Source organism: Streptomyces graminofaciens (assembly GCF_030294945.1).
Classification (GTDB): Bacteria; Actinomycetota; Actinomycetes; order Streptomycetales; family Streptomycetaceae; genus Streptomyces; species Streptomyces graminofaciens.
On the sequence record NZ_AP018448.1, the window covers coordinates 10,159,985 to 10,174,407 of the forward strand.

Genomic DNA, 14,423 nt, shown 5'->3' on the forward strand with positions numbered 1-14,423 from the left:
TAAGAAAGTGGTGGGAAAGCCGGCCAGGCCCGTCAACGCCATCGACCAGACCCGGCGGATGCTCTCCCTGGTGACGTATCTGCGCGAGCGCCCCGGCGCGCGCATCGAGGACGTCGCCCGGGCCTTCGGGATCACCGAGGACGAACTGGTCTCCGACCTCGATCTGCTGCCCATGTGCGGGACCAGCTTCCGCGGCGGCGATCTGCTCGACATCGACACCGACGGCGAGCGGATCTGGTGGCACAACCCGGCCGCCCTCGGCGCGGAGGCCGCCGAGCCGCTGCGGCTGGCCGCCGACGAGGCCACCGCCCTGCTGGTGGCGGCCCGCGCCGTGGCCACGCTGCCCGGGCTGCGCGAGAGCGACCGCCAGGCACTGCTACGGGCCACCGCCAAGGTCGAGACGGCCGCCGGCGAGGCGGCGGGCGCCAGCGCGCGCCTGTCGGTGACCTTCGAGTCCGAGGGCGGGGTCTTCGCCGACGTCGACCGGGCCATCTCGGAGCGCCGGCGTCTGTGGATCCGCTACTACTCGCCCGCCCGCGACGAGGTCACCGAACGCGAGATCGACCCGATCCGCCTGGTCAGCGTCGGTCACACCTATGTCGAGGCCTGGTGCCGCCGCTCCGAGGCGCGCCGCACGTTCCGGCTCGACCGGGTCGCCGAGATCAAGATCCTCGACGAGCCGTCCGCGCCGCCCGAGATCGAGCTGCGGGACCTGTCGGAGGCGCTGGTGCAGCCCGCCGCCGAGGACCCGGAGGTCGTCGTCGAGGTCGGCCCCGGCGGCCGCTGGGTCGCCGAGTACTACCCGCACGACAGCGCCGAGGAACTGCCGGACGGCGGGCTGAGCATCACCCTGCGCACCCCCGACCCCGCCTCGCTGCGGCGGCTCGCGCTGCGGCTCGGGCGCGACGGCCGGATCGTCTCGCCGCAGGACCTCGCGGACAGTGCCCGGCGGGCGGCCCGGGAGGCGCTGGCGGCCTACGACGAGGCCGCGACCACGGCGTACGACGGGCCGTAGGGCCTGCTCGGCGCGACCCATGGAGTTCAGGACCGGCGGCTGTGGGGCCCCGGGGGCGAACGACCGGAAACGAGGAGCGAGGGCTGTGAGCGGGTCGGCGATGTCCGGTGTGCAGGAGATGCAGGAGATGTCCGTGGCGGTCGCCTTCGCGGGCATGAAGAGAGCCGTCGAGGTGATGTTCCGGGCCGGCTGCCCCGACTGCCGGGCCCATTTCGAGCTGCGCGCGAGCGCCCTCCTGCTGGCCATCGGCGGCTCCAGCAAGACCACGTTCTACTCCTTCACCTGCCCCGAGTGCGGCTCCTCCGTCCGTAAGCCGGCCGGTGAGCGCATCGTCGAACTGCTCACCGGCGGCGGGGTGCGGACCCTGCGGCTGCACTCGGCCGGTTAGTCTCGCCGTCATGTTCTGGCCGATGTTCGCTGTCGCTGTGGGTTTTCTGGGTCTCGCCGTGCTCGGTGTGCTCGCCGTACGGGTCTTCCTGGAGGCGCAGCGGCTGGGCCGGCAGGTCGCGGACTCGGCGCGGCGGATCAACCGGGCGGCGGAGGATCTGGAGCGGGCGGCCATGAGCGCCGCCCGCTCTGTGGACTCCGTTTGAGTACCGGCCGAGTCGACTGTGAGTTCGGCGAGTGGTGTGTATTGCACCATTTCAGCCTGTCGGCCTCTGGTCATCGGCAGGTACGCTGCAGGTCGCGGCCCGGAGAATGAGGCCCGAGCCGCAGATCGGGAGTGCGCACAGGCATTGCCCCGCGTTTACCCCTGAGCGTTACGATCGCTGCCAACACGATTGATCGGACACCTGTCCGACTGGTCGGACAGGATCCCACCCGCCGCCTCGGTGAGAAGGTAAAGACTTATGTTCGGAAAGCTCGGCACCCCCGAGATCATTCTCATCCTCGTCGTCATCATCCTGCTGTTCGGCGCGAAGAAGCTTCCCGACATGGCGCGCTCGCTCGGCAAGTCCGCGCGCATCCTGAAGAGCGAGGCCAAGGCGATGAAGTCGGAGGGCCAGGACAACGCCGGCGCCGCGGCCGCGCCTCCGCACGACGAGACTCCCGCCCCCGCCCAGCGCACCATCCAGGCCGCTCCCGGCGACGTGACCAGCTCGCGCCCGGTGGCCGAGCCGACGGACACGACCAAGCGCTGAACGCAAGGTCGGACGGACAGTCCGGCCTGCCGCATGAGATGAGGACGTGGGTTGCTCAAGTCTGCCCGCAAGACGGAGAAGGATCCCGAGGGGCGGATGCCCCTCGCGGAGCACCTGCGCGAGCTGCGAAACCGCCTCGTGAAGAGCATGCTGGCGATCGTCGTCACGACGGTCATCGCCGCCCTCTTCTACAAGGACATCATCCAGTTCTTCACCGATCCCATCCTGCAGGCGGTGGGATGCGAGTACAGCTTCGCCGAACTCGCCAAGAACAGCACGACGACACAGTGCGCGCGCATCGTGCAGAACGGTCTGCTCAGCCCGTTCACTCTCGCCCTCACGGTGTCCCTGTCGTCGGGCGTCGTGCTGGCCAGCCCCATCTGGCTCTACCAGCTCTGGGGGTTCGTCGCACCGGGCCTGCACCGGCACGAGAAGAAGTACAGCCTCGGCTTCGTGGCGGCGGGTTTCCCGCTGTTCCTCATGGGCTCGTACTTCGCCTACTGGTCGCTGCCCAAGATGGCTTCGGTGATGCTGGAGTTCTCCATCATCGGAAGCGACAACCAGCTCCCCCTCGACGATCTCCTCAACCTGATCATGCGGATGATCGTCGTCTTCGGACTTTCCTTCGAGTTGCCGTTGTTGCTGGTGATGCTGAACTTCGGCGGAATCCTCTCCGGTAAGAAGATGGCCGGCTGGTGGCGGGGCATGATCATGGGCATCACGGTCTTCGCCGCGATCGCCACCCCCAGCACCGACCCGATCTCGATGCTGGCGCTCGCGGGCCCCATCTGGATCCTCTACTTCGTCGCCACGGGCATCGCCCTGATGAACGACAGGCGCCGGGCCCTGCGCGCGGCCATGGGGCCGGGCGACGACGAGGCCTCCGAGCTGGATCTCACCCCCGAGGACATCGGCGAGGTCGAGACCGTCGCGGCGAGCCGGGCACTGCCCTCCCAGGCGACGCAGCCGGAGAGCGAGCGGGACCGGGTCAACGGCTACGACGACGTCACCTGACGCACACCACCGCCGGGTCGGTACGCGGCCGGGGCGCCCACAAGGCGTGCCCGGCCGTTCGTGCGTCACGGGGCGACGACTGTGGCGTGAAATGTGTGCCACCGGCCACGGCCGGGTAGAGATCCAGGTCCCTGAGCTGCGGTGATCCTCAGGTGCGCGAGTACCGATCCGGATAATGATCGTCCTGTTGTCAGTGGGGGCCGGTAGTCTCGAAAGCACGATGACAGAGGACCTCTCACCGGCCGAGCGGTATGCGGCTGCCCGCAGGCGCGCCGCCGAGCAGGCCACCGCGCTCGCCTCCTTCCGCGAGATGTACGACTTCGGTCTGGACCCCTTCCAGATCGAGGCCTGCAAGGCGCTGGAGGCGGGCAAGGGCGTGCTGGTCGCCGCTCCCACCGGCTCCGGCAAGACGATCGTCGGCGAGTTCGCCGTCCACCTCGCCCTCCAGCAGGGCAAGAAGTGCTTCTACACGACACCCATCAAGGCGCTGTCCAACCAGAAGTACGCCGACCTGTGCCGCCGTTACGGCGCGGACAAGGTCGGCCTGCTCACCGGCGACAACAGCGTCAACTCCGACGCCCCGGTGGTCATCATGACCACCGAGGTCCTGCGGAACATGCTGTACGCGGGCTCGCAGACCCTGCTGGGTCTCGGCCATGTGGTCATGGACGAGGTGCACTACCTCTCCGACCGCTTCCGGGGCGCGGTGTGGGAAGAGGTGATCATCCATCTCCCCGAGTCGGTCACGCTCGTCTCGCTGTCCGCGACCGTGTCCAACGCCGAGGAGTTCGGTGACTGGCTCGACACCGTCCGCGGCGACACCCAGGTGATCGTCTCCGAGCACCGGCCCGTGCCGCTGTTCCAGCACGTGCTCGCCGGGCGCCGGATGTACGACCTCTTCGAGGAGGGCGAGGGCAACAAGAAGGCCGTCAATCCCGACCTCACGCGTATGGCGCGCATGGAGGCCAGCCGCCCCTCGTTCCAGGACCGCAGACGCGGCCGCTCCATGCGCGAGGCCGACCGGGAGCGCGAGCGCAGACAGCGCTCCCGCATCTGGATCCCGAGCCGCCCCGAGGTCATCGAACGGCTCGACTCCGAGGGCCTGTTGCCCGCCATCACCTTCATCTTCAGCCGCGCCGCCTGCGAGGCCGCCGTCCAGCAGTGCCTGTACGCGGGGCTTCGGCTGAACGACGACGACGCCCGGCTCAGAGTGCGCGCCCTGGTCGAGGAGCGCACGGCCTCGATCCCGAACGAGGACCTCCATGTCCTCGGCTACTACGAGTGGCTGGAAGGCCTGGAGCGCGGTATCGCGGCCCACCACGCGGGCATGCTGCCGACGTTCAAGGAGGTCGTCGAGGAGCTGTTCGTGCGCGGGCTGGTGAAGGCCGTGTTCGCGACGGAGACGCTTGCCCTGGGCATCAACATGCCCGCCCGCTCGGTGGTGTTGGAGAAGCTCGTCAAGTGGAACGGCGAGCAGCACGCCGACATCACACCGGGCGAGTACACCCAGCTGACGGGGCGTGCGGGACGGCGCGGCATCGATGTCGAGGGCCATGCGGTGGTGCTGTGGCAGCGCGGTATGAACCCCGACCACCTCGCCGGACTCGCGGGCACGCGGACGTATCCACTGCGCTCCAGCTTCAAGCCCTCGTACAACATGGCGGTGAACCTGGTCGAGCAGTTCGGCCGGCACCGTTCGCGTGAGCTGCTGGAGACGTCGTTCGCGCAGTTCCAGGCGGACAAGTCGGTCGTAGGGATCTCCCGGCAGGTGCAGCGCAACGAGGAGGGGCTCGACGGCTACAAGGAGTCAATGACCTGCCACCTCGGCGACTTCGAGGAGTACGCGCGCCTGCGGCGTGAGCTGAAGGACCGCGAGACCGATCTGGCCAAGCAGGGCGCGGCCCAGCGCCGGGCCGAGGCGGCCGTGGCGCTGGAGAAGCTGAAGCCGGGGGATGTCATCCATGTGCCGACCGGCAAGTACGCCGGTCTGGCTCTGGTGTTGGACCCCGGGCTGCCCGCCGGGCGGTCCAACGGCCACCGGGGATTCGAGCAGCACGACGGGCCGCGGCCGCTGGTGCTGACCGCCGAGCGGCAGGTCAAGCGGCTGGCGTCCATGGACTTTCCGGTGCCGGTCGAGGCGCTGGACCGGATGCGGATCCCGAAGTCCTTCAATCCGCGGTCGCCGCAGTCGCGGCGGGATCTGGCGTCCGCTCTGCGTACCAAGGCCGGGCATCTCGTGCCCGACCGGCACCGCAAGCGGCGGGCCGCGGCGGCCGACGACCGTGAGATCGCCCGGCTGCGGGCCGAGCTGCGGGCTCATCCGTGCCATGGGTGCGACGAGCGTGAGGACCACGCGCGTTGGGCCGAGCGCTACTACCGGCTCAAGCGGGACACCGCGCAGTTGGAGCGGCGGATCGAGGGGCGCACGAACACGATCGCGCGGACCTTCGATCGGATCGTCGCGCTGTTGACCGAGCTGGACTACCTGCGGGGTGACGAGGTCACCGAGCACGGGAAGCGGCTCGCGCGGCTGTACGGCGAGTTGGATCTGCTGGCGAGTGAGTGCCTGCGGGCCGGGGTCTGGGAAGGGCTGGGACCCGCGGAGCTTGCCGCGTGTGTTTCCGCACTGGTGTACGAGGCGCGGGTCAGTGACGACGCGATGGCGCCGAAGCTGCCGTCGGGGCAGGCCAAGGCCGCGCTGGGCGAGATGGTGCGGATCTGGGGGCGGCTCGACGCGCTGGAGGAGGAGTTCCGGATCACCCAGAGCGAGGGGGTCGGGCAGCGCGAGCCGGACCTCGGCTTCGCCTGGGCCGCGTACATGTGGGCCTCCGGGAAGGGCCTCGACGAGGTGCTGCGGGAGGTGGAGATGCCGGCCGGGGACTTTGTGCGGTGGTGCAAGCAGGTGATCGATGTGCTGGGGCAGATCTCGGCGGCGGCGCCTGTGGGGTCCAGTGTGGGGAAGAACGCGCGTAAGGCTGTGGAGGGGTTGTTGCGGGGGGTTGTGGCCTACTCCTCGGTGGGGTGAGGGTTCGCCCGACGTGGAAATGGGGCGGTTCGTTGGCGGGTGCGGGTTGTGTGTGGCTTGTCGCGCAGCTTCCGCGCCCCTGAGAGCAAAGGCCTGCCCGCGTCCTCGAGGGGAGCGCGGGCTTTGCTCAGCGGGCCAGATAGCCTCTCCAGCCGCCGTACTCCGTGATGTCCGGGGTGTCGGTGACGGCCGTCGGCTCGCAGAGGAAGCCCGGGGCCCGGGTGCCGTCGGCGAGTTCGACGGTGCCCAGGGTCATCGGGCGGGGAAGAGCGGTCAGGAGGCGACCGAGGCCCTCTGGGGGGAGTTGCCAGATCTCGGTCTCGATCGCTGCGCCTCCCTCGCCGACGTGGACCAGGCCCGGCTTCGGTGGGGTCGTGTCGAGGGCGTGGAGGCGGTAGACGGGGGCCGTGGTGGTGGTGCGGTCGAGGCGGGCTCCCAGCGAGCGCAGTTGCGGGTTGAGGGGCTGGTCCGAGAGGTGGGCGCCGACTACTGCCAGTCGGGTCTCCGGCTGGAGGAGGCGCGTGATGGTCGCCAGGCGGTCGTCAGTGAAGGCCGGGCCGATCAGCATGACGCCGAAGGGGAGGCCGTTCACCTCGCCCGCCGGGGCTGCCACCGCCGCCAGGTCGAACAGATTGGTCGAGTTGGTGAAGCGGCCCAGACGGGCGTTGGCGCCCAGAGGGTCGGCGGCCACTTCCGCGAGGGTGGGGTGGCCCGGGGTGGTCGGCAGCAACAGGGCGTCCGCGTCGGCCAGTTCGGTGCGGGCGTGGGTGGCTAGGGCTGCCAGGCGGTCCTGGTCGGCGAAGAGTCGGTGGGCCGGGATGTCGCGGGCGCGGGTGATGATGTCGACGACGGTGGGGTCGAGGGACGTGACGCCGTCGGCGATCGCCTTGTCGATAAAGCTCCCCACGGCTGTGTAGCGCTCGGCCACGAACGCGCCCTGGTACAGCATCGCGGCGGCTTCGGTGAACGGGGTGAGGTCGAGGGTGCGGATCTCGGCTCCGGCTGCGGCCATCTGCGTGACTGCCCTCTCGTACGCCTCCGCCCAGCCTTCGTCCAGTTCGCCGAGTTGGGCGCGTTCCGGGACCGCGATGCGCCAGGGGCCCGGGGTGCGCTGGGGGAGTGGTGGGAGAGCGCGGTCGGGTGGGGCCGCCATGTGAGCGAGGGCCTGTTCGGCCTCCGGGAGCGTGCGGGCGAACACCGTCACGCAGTCGAGGGAGGCGCACGCCGGGACCACGCCGGTCGTGGGGACGAGGCCTCGGGTGGGTTTCAGGCCGACGATGCCGTTGAAGGCGGCGGGCACGCGGCCCGAGCCGGCCGTGTCGGTGCCGAGGGCGAGGTCGACGATGCCGAGCGCCACCGCCACGGCCGAGCCGGAGCTGGAGCCGCCGCTGATGCGGGTCGGGTCGTGGGCGTTGCGGACGGCGCCGTGGGGGGAGCGGGTGCCGACCAGGCCGGTGGCGAACTGGTCGAGGTTGGTGGTACCGAGGACGATCGCGCCGGCGGCTCTGAGGCGGGCGACTGCCGGGGCGTCGGTCTCCGGGTGGTACGCGTACGCCGGGCAGCCGGCGGTGGTGGGGAGGCCGTGGACGTCGATGTTGCCCTTGACGGCGAGAAGGCGGCCGGCGAGGGGGAGGTGGGTGCCTGCGGCGAGGCGGGCGTCGATGGCTCTGGCCTCGGCCTCGACCTCTGGTCGATTGCGCAGGTCGATCCAGATCTCGGGGCGGTCCACGGCTCGGATGCGGGCGTAGGCGAGCTGGACTCGGGTCAGGGTCGACATCTGTGCTCCTTGGCTGGGGTGGTGCTGTGTCGGCTGCCGGCCGGGGGTGCTGTGCCCACCCGTGCCCGGTGGGACGGTCGGCCCGCAAGGCATCGGTGAGGCATCGGTGAGGTGTCGGGGCGCCGGAGGGACGGCTGGCTGGGGACCGTCGCCAGGTTTACAGGGCGCCCGGCGGACGCGTCGGCTGCCGGCCACCGGCGGGTTGCGAGGGTGCCTCTGATCCGGTGGGACCGATGATGATCAGTGCCGTTCCCGCTTCCACCTGGGCGCCCGGCCTGGTGAGGATCTTGTGGATCACTCCGTTCGTGGGGGAATGGACCCGTGACTCCATCTTCATGGCCTCCAGGGTGAGGAGGGGCTGGCCCGTGGTGACCTCCTCGCCGGGGGTGACGTTCAGTTGCCATACCGAGGCGGCGAACTCGGCCTCGATCAGATGACCGCCGGGCGGGACGTCCAGCTCCGCCGGCGGAGCCGGGGGCGTGGTCGTCTCCTGCGCGCGGGTGAACTCGCCCGAGGTCTCCCAGGCGGCCCGTTCCGCCGCGAAGGCGGTCTGTTGGCGGGTCCTGAACCGGGCTATGGAGTCGGCGTGTTCGGCGAGGAACGTCTCGTACTCGGCCAGGGAGAAGACCCCCTCCTCCACGCGCGGTACGAAGCGGCCCGAGATGATGTCCGCCCGCAGGGCCGGCAACTCGTCCGCTTCCACCGGATACCACTTGATCCGGTCGAAGAATCGGAGCAGCCACGGCGAGCCCGGCTCGAACGCGCCGCGCTGCTGCCAGCCGGACCAGACCTGGGTCGTACGGCCGACGAACTGGTAGCCGCCGGGGCCTTCCATGCCGTAGACGCAGAGGTACGCGCCGCCGATGCCGACCGAGTTCTCGGCCGTCCAGGTCCGCGCCGGGTTGTACTTCGTCGTCACCAGGCGGTGCCGGGGGTCCAGCGGGGTGGCCACCGGGGCGCCCAGGTATACGTCGCCGAGGCCCAGGACCAGGTACTCCGCGGCGAAGACCGTGTCGTAGACGTCGGCCACCGAGTCGAGGCCGTTGACGCGGCGGATGAACTCGATGTTCCACGGACACCAGGGCGCGTCGTCGCGTACGCCCGCCATGTAGCGGGCGATGGCCTCGCGGGTCGCCGGGTCGTCCCAGGAGAGGGGGAGGTGGATCGTGCGGGAGGGGACGGTCAGTTCGCCCGTCGGGGGGAGGGTCGTCGCGATCTGCCGTACCACCGTGAGGAGTTCGGGCTGGGGCAGTGCCGTCGGGTTCGTCTGGATCTGTAGTGAGCGGATGCCGGGGGTCAGGTCGGTGATGCCGTCCAGGCCCGCTTCCGCCACCGCCTCCATCAGGGCGTGGACCCGCATGCGCAGCGCCAGGTCCAGCTGCATCGGGCCGAATTCGATCAGTAGGTTGTCGTCGCCGCTGCGGCGGTAGGTGATGTCGCCGTCGCGGGCCAGTATGCCGCCGTCGACGATCGGGGGGCGGGGTGAGCCGTCGTCCGCCACCGGGGCGAAGCGGACCGTGTCGCCGGGGCGGAGCTGGCCCAGCTTCCAGCGTTCGCCCGTCGGGACCGTCGCCGGGCAGACGAAGCCGCCCAGGGAGGGGCCGTCGGGGCCGAGCAGTACCGGCATGTCGCCCGTGTAGTCGACGGCACCCACCGAGTACGGGGTGTCGTGGATGTTGGACGGGTGCAGGCCCGCCTCGCCGCCGTCGGAGCGGGCCCAGCGGGGCTTCGGCCCGACCAGGCGTACCCCCGTACGGGCCGAGTTGAAGTGGACCTTCCAGTCGGCCGCGTAGAACTCGTGGATGTCCTCCTCGGTGAAGAACTCCGGTGCCGCGTGCGGGCCTTCGAGGGCGGCCACCTGCCAGGAGGAGGTGAAGGAAGGGCGGTCGGACGGTGGTACCGGGGCGCCTTGCACCGCTGATCCGCCGTGCAGGACGTCTCCGGTGCGCAGGGCCCGGCCGCCGTGTCCGCCGAAGCGGCCCAGGGTGAAGGTGGCCGCGCTGCCGAGGAAGGGCGGGACGTCCAGGCCGCCGCCCGCGAAGAGGACGTACGTGCGCAGGCCGTGTTCCGTGGGGGCGCCGACGGCGAGTACGGCTCCGGCGGGGACTGTCGTCGGCTCCCACTGCGGGATCGGGGAGCCGTCGACCGTCACGGGGGCCGGGGCGCCCGTGACGCAGACCGTCGTGGCGTGGGTGAAGCGCAGGGAGGGGCCCTGCAGGGTGCATTCGAGGCCCGGGGCGCCTTCGGCGTTGCCCAGGGCTCGGTTGCCGAGGCGGAAGGAGAGGTCGTCCATCGGGCCGCAGGGCGGGACGCCCACCTGCCAGTGGCCGGTGCGGCCGGGCCAGTCCTGCACGGTGGTGAGGATGCCGCCGGAGACGACCTCGATACGGGGCGTGGGGTCGGTGAGGGTCGCGAGGGTCGCGGTGGAGTGCCCGGCCCGGTGGAAGCCGGGGTCGTCGAGGGCCGCCCGGACCAGGCCCAGGTTGGTCTCGATCCCGTCGATCCGGGTCCTGGCCAGCGCCTCGTCGAGCCGGCGCAGCGCGTGCGCACGGTCGGAGCCGTACGCGATCACCTTCGCCAACAGTGGGTCGTACGAGGTCGTCACCTCGGTGCCCGCCTCCACCCAGCCGTCCACGCGGACGCCCCGTGGGAACTCGACCCGGGTCAACAGGCCCGCGCTCGGGCGGTGTTCGCGTGAGGGGTCCTCGGCGTAGACCCGGGCCTCCACCGCGTGGCCGCGGGGCGGGCCGGGGTCGCGTACGACATCGGCGTCGCCGCGGGCGAGGCGCAGCATCCAGGCGACGAGGTCGACGCCGTAGATCTCCTCGGTGACCGGATGCTCCACCTGGAGGCGGGTGTTGACCTCCAGGAAGTACGCCTCCTCGCGGGCGGCGTCGTACACGAACTCGACGGTTCCGGCGGAGCGGTAGGCGACGCTCGCGCACAGGTCACGGGCAGCGGCGGTGATCTGCTCGCGTACGTGGGTGGGGAGGCCGGGGGCGGGGGCCTCCTCCACCACCTTCTGGTTGCGGCGTTGGAGGGAGCAGTCACGGTCGCCGAAGGTGATCACGTTGCCCTTGCCGTCGCCGAAGACCTGTACCTCGACGTGGCGGGCGCGTTCGACCAGGCGTTCCAGGAAGACCCCGGCGGAGGCGAAGGACGCGGTGGCGACGCGCTGTACGCGCTCCCAGGCGTCCGTCAGTTCATCGGCGGAGCGACATGCCGACATCCCGATACCGCCTCCGCCGCCGGTGGCCTTGAGCATCATCGGATAGCCGAGGGCGGAGGCCCGGTCGAGCGCCTCGTCGAGGGAGGACAGGAGGCCCGTGCCGGGGAGGAGGGGGACGCCCGCTGCTTCCGCCGCCGCGCGTGCGGTGTGCTTGGCGCCGAACAGCTCCAGCTGGTCGGGGGTCGGGCCGACGAACACGATGTCGGCGTCGGCGCAGCGACGGGCGAAGCCCGCGTCCTCGGAGAGGAAGCCGTAACCGGGGTGGATGGCGCCCGCGCCGGTGTCCTTCGCCGCCTTCAGGACCAGGTCCGCGTCGAGGTACGACTCCTTCGCGGGCGCCGGACCGAGCCGTACGGCCGTGTCGGCGAGCCGGACGTGGGGCGCCGAGCGGTCGGGGTCGGAGTACACCGCGACCGTCCGCAGGCCCAGTTCGCGGGCGGTGCGGATGATGCGGGCCGCTATCTCGCCCCTGTTGGCCACCAGCACGGTGTCGAAGGTCATGTGCCGGCCGCCTCGGTGATCGTCATTCGCACCGCCGTCGGGTCGAAGCCGTTGCAGGGGTTGTTGATCTGGGGGCAGTTGGAGACCAGGACGAGTACGTCGCGTTCGGCGCGCAGGGTCAGGGAGAGGCCCGGGGCGGAGATGCCGTCGACGATGCCGAGGGTGCCGTCCTTCTCGACCGGCACGTTCATGTACCAGTTGATGTTCGAGACGAGGTCACGCTTGCCGAGGCCGTGTTTGGCGCCCTCCGCGAGGAAGTTGTCGACGCAGGCGTGCTGCGACCAGGTGTGGTGGCCGTAGCGGAGTGAGTTCGACTCCTTGGAGCAGGCGCCGCCGACCGTGTCGTGGCGGCCGACGTCGTCGGCGGTCACCGTCATCAGCGGTGTGTGTTCGTTGGACATCAGCACGCTGCCCGTGGTGAGGAAGATGCCGCCCTGGGCGTGGATCGTGTCGGGCGCGCTGTAGCGGACGGAGGTGTCGTGGGCGTCGTAGAGGAGGAAGTCCACGGCCTGGTTGCCGTGCAGGTCGGTGATGGTGAGTGTCTCGCCGGTGTGCACGACGGCGGACCAGGGGGCTCGGGCGGGGACGACGGTTGTGCGTTCGGGTGTGCCGGACGCGGTGTCGGTGTCCGTGTTGCCGGTGTCCGTGTTGCCGGTGTCCGTGCCGGTGTTCGTGCCTGTGTTCGTGCTCATGCGGACCCCCTCGCGGTGAGGAACTCGGCGGTGTTGAGGAAGGCCCTGCGGCCCTCGGGTGTCGCGTCCCACAGCGGGTCCCCGGGGGCTGTCGGGGCCGAGCGCCAGGCGAGCACCTCCAGGGCGGTGCTGATGTACTCCGGGCGCGGGTCGGCCGGGTGGGGCACGTTGGCGATCAGTACGGTCACCGCCTGCTCGGTGCGCAGGGTCACGCTCGCGCCGGGGCCGGCGGAGCCGGTGAAGTCGAGGGTGCCGTCGTCGCCCACTCGTACGCCCTGGAAGAACGAGAGCGAGGGCGGGAGGTCGCGGGGTTCGAGGCCGTTCTTGGCCGCCGCGAGCTTGAACAGCTCCCGGCCGGCCGGTGACTTCGACTGCGGGGCGCCGTCTCCGTAGCGGTCGGTGTTGCGTACGAGAGTCGAGGTGCCGCACAGCGCGTCGTGGTGGCCCGAGGTGTCGGCGACCACCGAGGCGAGGACGCGGCCTTGGTCGGACAGGAGCAGGACGCCCTCGCCGAGGTAGGCGTTCCACTGGACCTTGACCGTGTCCGCGACGTTCAGACGTTCCCAGGGGCGGTCGGTGACGTGGAGGAGGACATGGGCGCAGGCGTCGCCGTACGGGTCGGTGAGGCGCAGGTCTGTGCCGCGGGCCAGCGTCCGGTGCGTGTAGTTGCCGCCCGCGACGGTTTCCGCCCAGGTCAGGTGGGTCGCCTCGGGGGGTGGGTCCGGCCAGTCGGCCGCCGGGACCACGGGCATGGTCTCGGCGTGGGTGCCCTCCTGGGCGCGGGCGTGGTTGCGTGCTCCGTATGTGGTCTCTGTCGCCATCGCGGGACCTCCGGGTGCGGCGCTTATTTCTGTCGTGCGACAGAAATTAGGGGTGGGGCGAGTCCGGAGTGTGTCTCGGGGGTTGCTGAGGGGTTACCGGGGGCTCACTGGGGGCTCCCTGGGGTCTGTCGTCGCGCGGCGGACGGGAATTCGACGACAGGCCCCAGGGGTGCCGCCAGGGGTGTTCGCCCCCACCGCCCTTACCCATTCCCGTCCCTGGGAACTGCACCTCCAGACCCCGCGGGGCGCGAGGCCTAGCCCGGCCCACTGCCCGAGCCGCGCACCCCCTGTGTGCGAGGATCGAACGCATGGGAAGTACTGGTGGGCGGCGCGTCGGGCGGCCCCGGGCCGCGCACCGGGCCGAGAGCGGGCTGACTCCGCGTGAGGAACTGCTGGCCGTCGCGGCGGAGTTGTTCACCACACGGGGGTACGCGGCCACCACCACCCGGACCGTCGCCGAGCGGGCCGGTATGCGGCAGGCGTCCATGTACCACTACGTGTCCGGCAAGGAGGAGCTGCTCGCCGAGCTGCTGGAGTCGACGGTCACGCCGTCGCTCGCGTACGCCCGGGAGCTGCTCGCCCAGGACACCGTCCCTGCCGAGCGGCGGCTGTGGGAGCTGTGCCGAGCCGATGTGGAGCTGCTCTGCGGCGGGCCGCACAACCTCGGCGGGCTCTACCTCCTGCCCGAGGTGCGCACCGAACGCTTCGCGGGTTTCCACGCCGTACGGACCGAACTGAAGGACGCGTACCGGCAGTTGCTCGCCGGAACGGCCGCGGGCGGGGCGCTCGCCAAGAGTGAGCTGGATCTGCGGACCGATCTTGTCTTCGGGCTGATCGAAGGTGTCATCCTCGTGCGTCGCTCCGACCCCGAGCGGCCCGTCTCCGTGTTCGCCGAGGCCACGGCCGACGCCGCATTGCGTATCGCCGGAGTCTGACCCCGGGCGGTCGGGGTCGCCCGGGCTGTCTGGGCCGTACGGGCCGTACGGGCTGTCTGCGCCGTACGGGCCTCTCCAGGGGCTCGAAGTCGGCCCTCCTGGCGGCGTTTCACCACCTCTTCACGGCGCTTCACCGTGTCAGGACGCGCCTTTTCGTACGCCCGTACGCAATGACGCACCGTGTGCGAATGGCGACCGAGCGTGTAAATGACCAGAGCGTACTCCTGTCGCGAGGGCGATTTCAGGTGCTTGCTGAATATGACACAGCGATG

10 protein-coding genes and 1 pseudogene are annotated in these 14,423 nt (G+C 70.7%); 7 read left to right on the forward strand and 4 right to left on the reverse strand.

Features of this window, described 5'->3' with window-relative positions; translation table 11 throughout:
- Positions 1 to 7 precede the first annotated feature (7 nt).
- The 6 genes from SGFS_RS44725 (at position 8) to SGFS_RS44750 (ending at position 6,196) form a co-directional block, all read left to right on the forward strand.
- On the forward strand, positions 8 to 1,015 hold the full coding sequence (locus tag SGFS_RS44725; protein WP_286258211.1) for a helix-turn-helix transcriptional regulator: 1,008 nt from the start codon (positions 8 to 10) through the stop codon (positions 1,013 to 1,015).
- A gap of 100 nt (positions 1,016 to 1,115) precedes the next feature.
- Complete coding sequence (locus tag SGFS_RS44730) at positions 1,116 to 1,403, forward strand: hypothetical protein (RefSeq protein ID WP_286260369.1); 288 nt, start codon at positions 1,116 to 1,118, stop codon at positions 1,401 to 1,403.
- Positions 1,404 to 1,413: 10 nt separating this feature from the next.
- The gene (locus tag SGFS_RS44735) at positions 1,414 to 1,608 is read left to right on the forward strand and encodes a hypothetical protein (RefSeq protein ID WP_286258212.1); all 195 of its coding nucleotides are present in this window, start codon (positions 1,414 to 1,416) and stop codon (positions 1,606 to 1,608) included.
- 258 nt (positions 1,609 to 1,866) lie between these two features.
- Positions 1,867 to 2,157: a Sec-independent protein translocase subunit TatA gene (tatA, locus tag SGFS_RS44740; RefSeq protein ID WP_286258215.1), complete on the forward strand. Its 291-nt coding sequence runs from the start codon at positions 1,867 to 1,869 to the stop codon at positions 2,155 to 2,157.
- 51 nt (positions 2,158 to 2,208) lie between these two features.
- Positions 2,209 to 3,171: a twin-arginine translocase subunit TatC gene (gene tatC, locus SGFS_RS44745; protein ID WP_286258216.1), complete on the forward strand. Its 963-nt coding sequence runs from the start codon at positions 2,209 to 2,211 to the stop codon at positions 3,169 to 3,171.
- A gap of 175 nt (positions 3,172 to 3,346) precedes the next feature.
- Positions 3,347 to 6,196, forward strand: a complete 2,850-nt coding sequence (locus SGFS_RS44750; protein WP_286258217.1) for a DEAD/DEAH box helicase — start codon at positions 3,347 to 3,349, stop codon at positions 6,194 to 6,196.
- 127 nt (positions 6,197 to 6,323) lie between these two features.
- Here the strand turns inward: SGFS_RS44750 and atzF are convergent.
- The 4 genes and pseudogenes from atzF to SGFS_RS44770 all read right to left on the reverse strand — a co-directional run.
- Positions 6,324 to 7,979 (reverse strand): annotated as a pseudogene (gene atzF, locus SGFS_RS44755) (allophanate hydrolase); the annotation flags it as partial.
- Between the two features lie 151 nt (positions 7,980 to 8,130).
- Positions 8,131 to 11,703 carry a 5-oxoprolinase/urea amidolyase family protein gene (locus SGFS_RS44760; protein ID WP_286258219.1) on the reverse strand — a complete coding sequence of 1,191 codons (3,573 nt, stop codon included), beginning with the start codon at positions 11,701 to 11,703 and terminating at the stop codon, positions 8,131 to 8,133.
- Complete coding sequence (locus SGFS_RS44765; RefSeq protein ID WP_286258221.1) at positions 11,700 to 12,395, reverse strand: urea amidolyase associated protein UAAP2; 696 nt, start codon at positions 12,393 to 12,395, stop codon at positions 11,700 to 11,702. Before SGFS_RS44765 ends, SGFS_RS44760 begins: the two co-directional genes overlap by 4 nt.
- Positions 12,392 to 13,216, reverse strand: coding sequence for an urea amidolyase associated protein UAAP1 (locus SGFS_RS44770; protein ID WP_286258223.1), 825 nt, complete (start codon positions 13,214 to 13,216; stop codon positions 12,392 to 12,394). The genes SGFS_RS44765 and SGFS_RS44770 overlap by 4 nt, the downstream gene beginning before the upstream one ends.
- 308 nt (positions 13,217 to 13,524) lie before the next feature.
- Here SGFS_RS44770 and SGFS_RS44775 point away from each other — a divergent pair, with 308 nt between their 5' ends.
- On the forward strand, positions 13,525 to 14,151 hold the full coding sequence (locus SGFS_RS44775; RefSeq protein WP_286258225.1) for a TetR/AcrR family transcriptional regulator: 627 nt from the start codon (positions 13,525 to 13,527) through the stop codon (positions 14,149 to 14,151).
- Positions 14,152 to 14,423 lie beyond the last annotated feature (272 nt).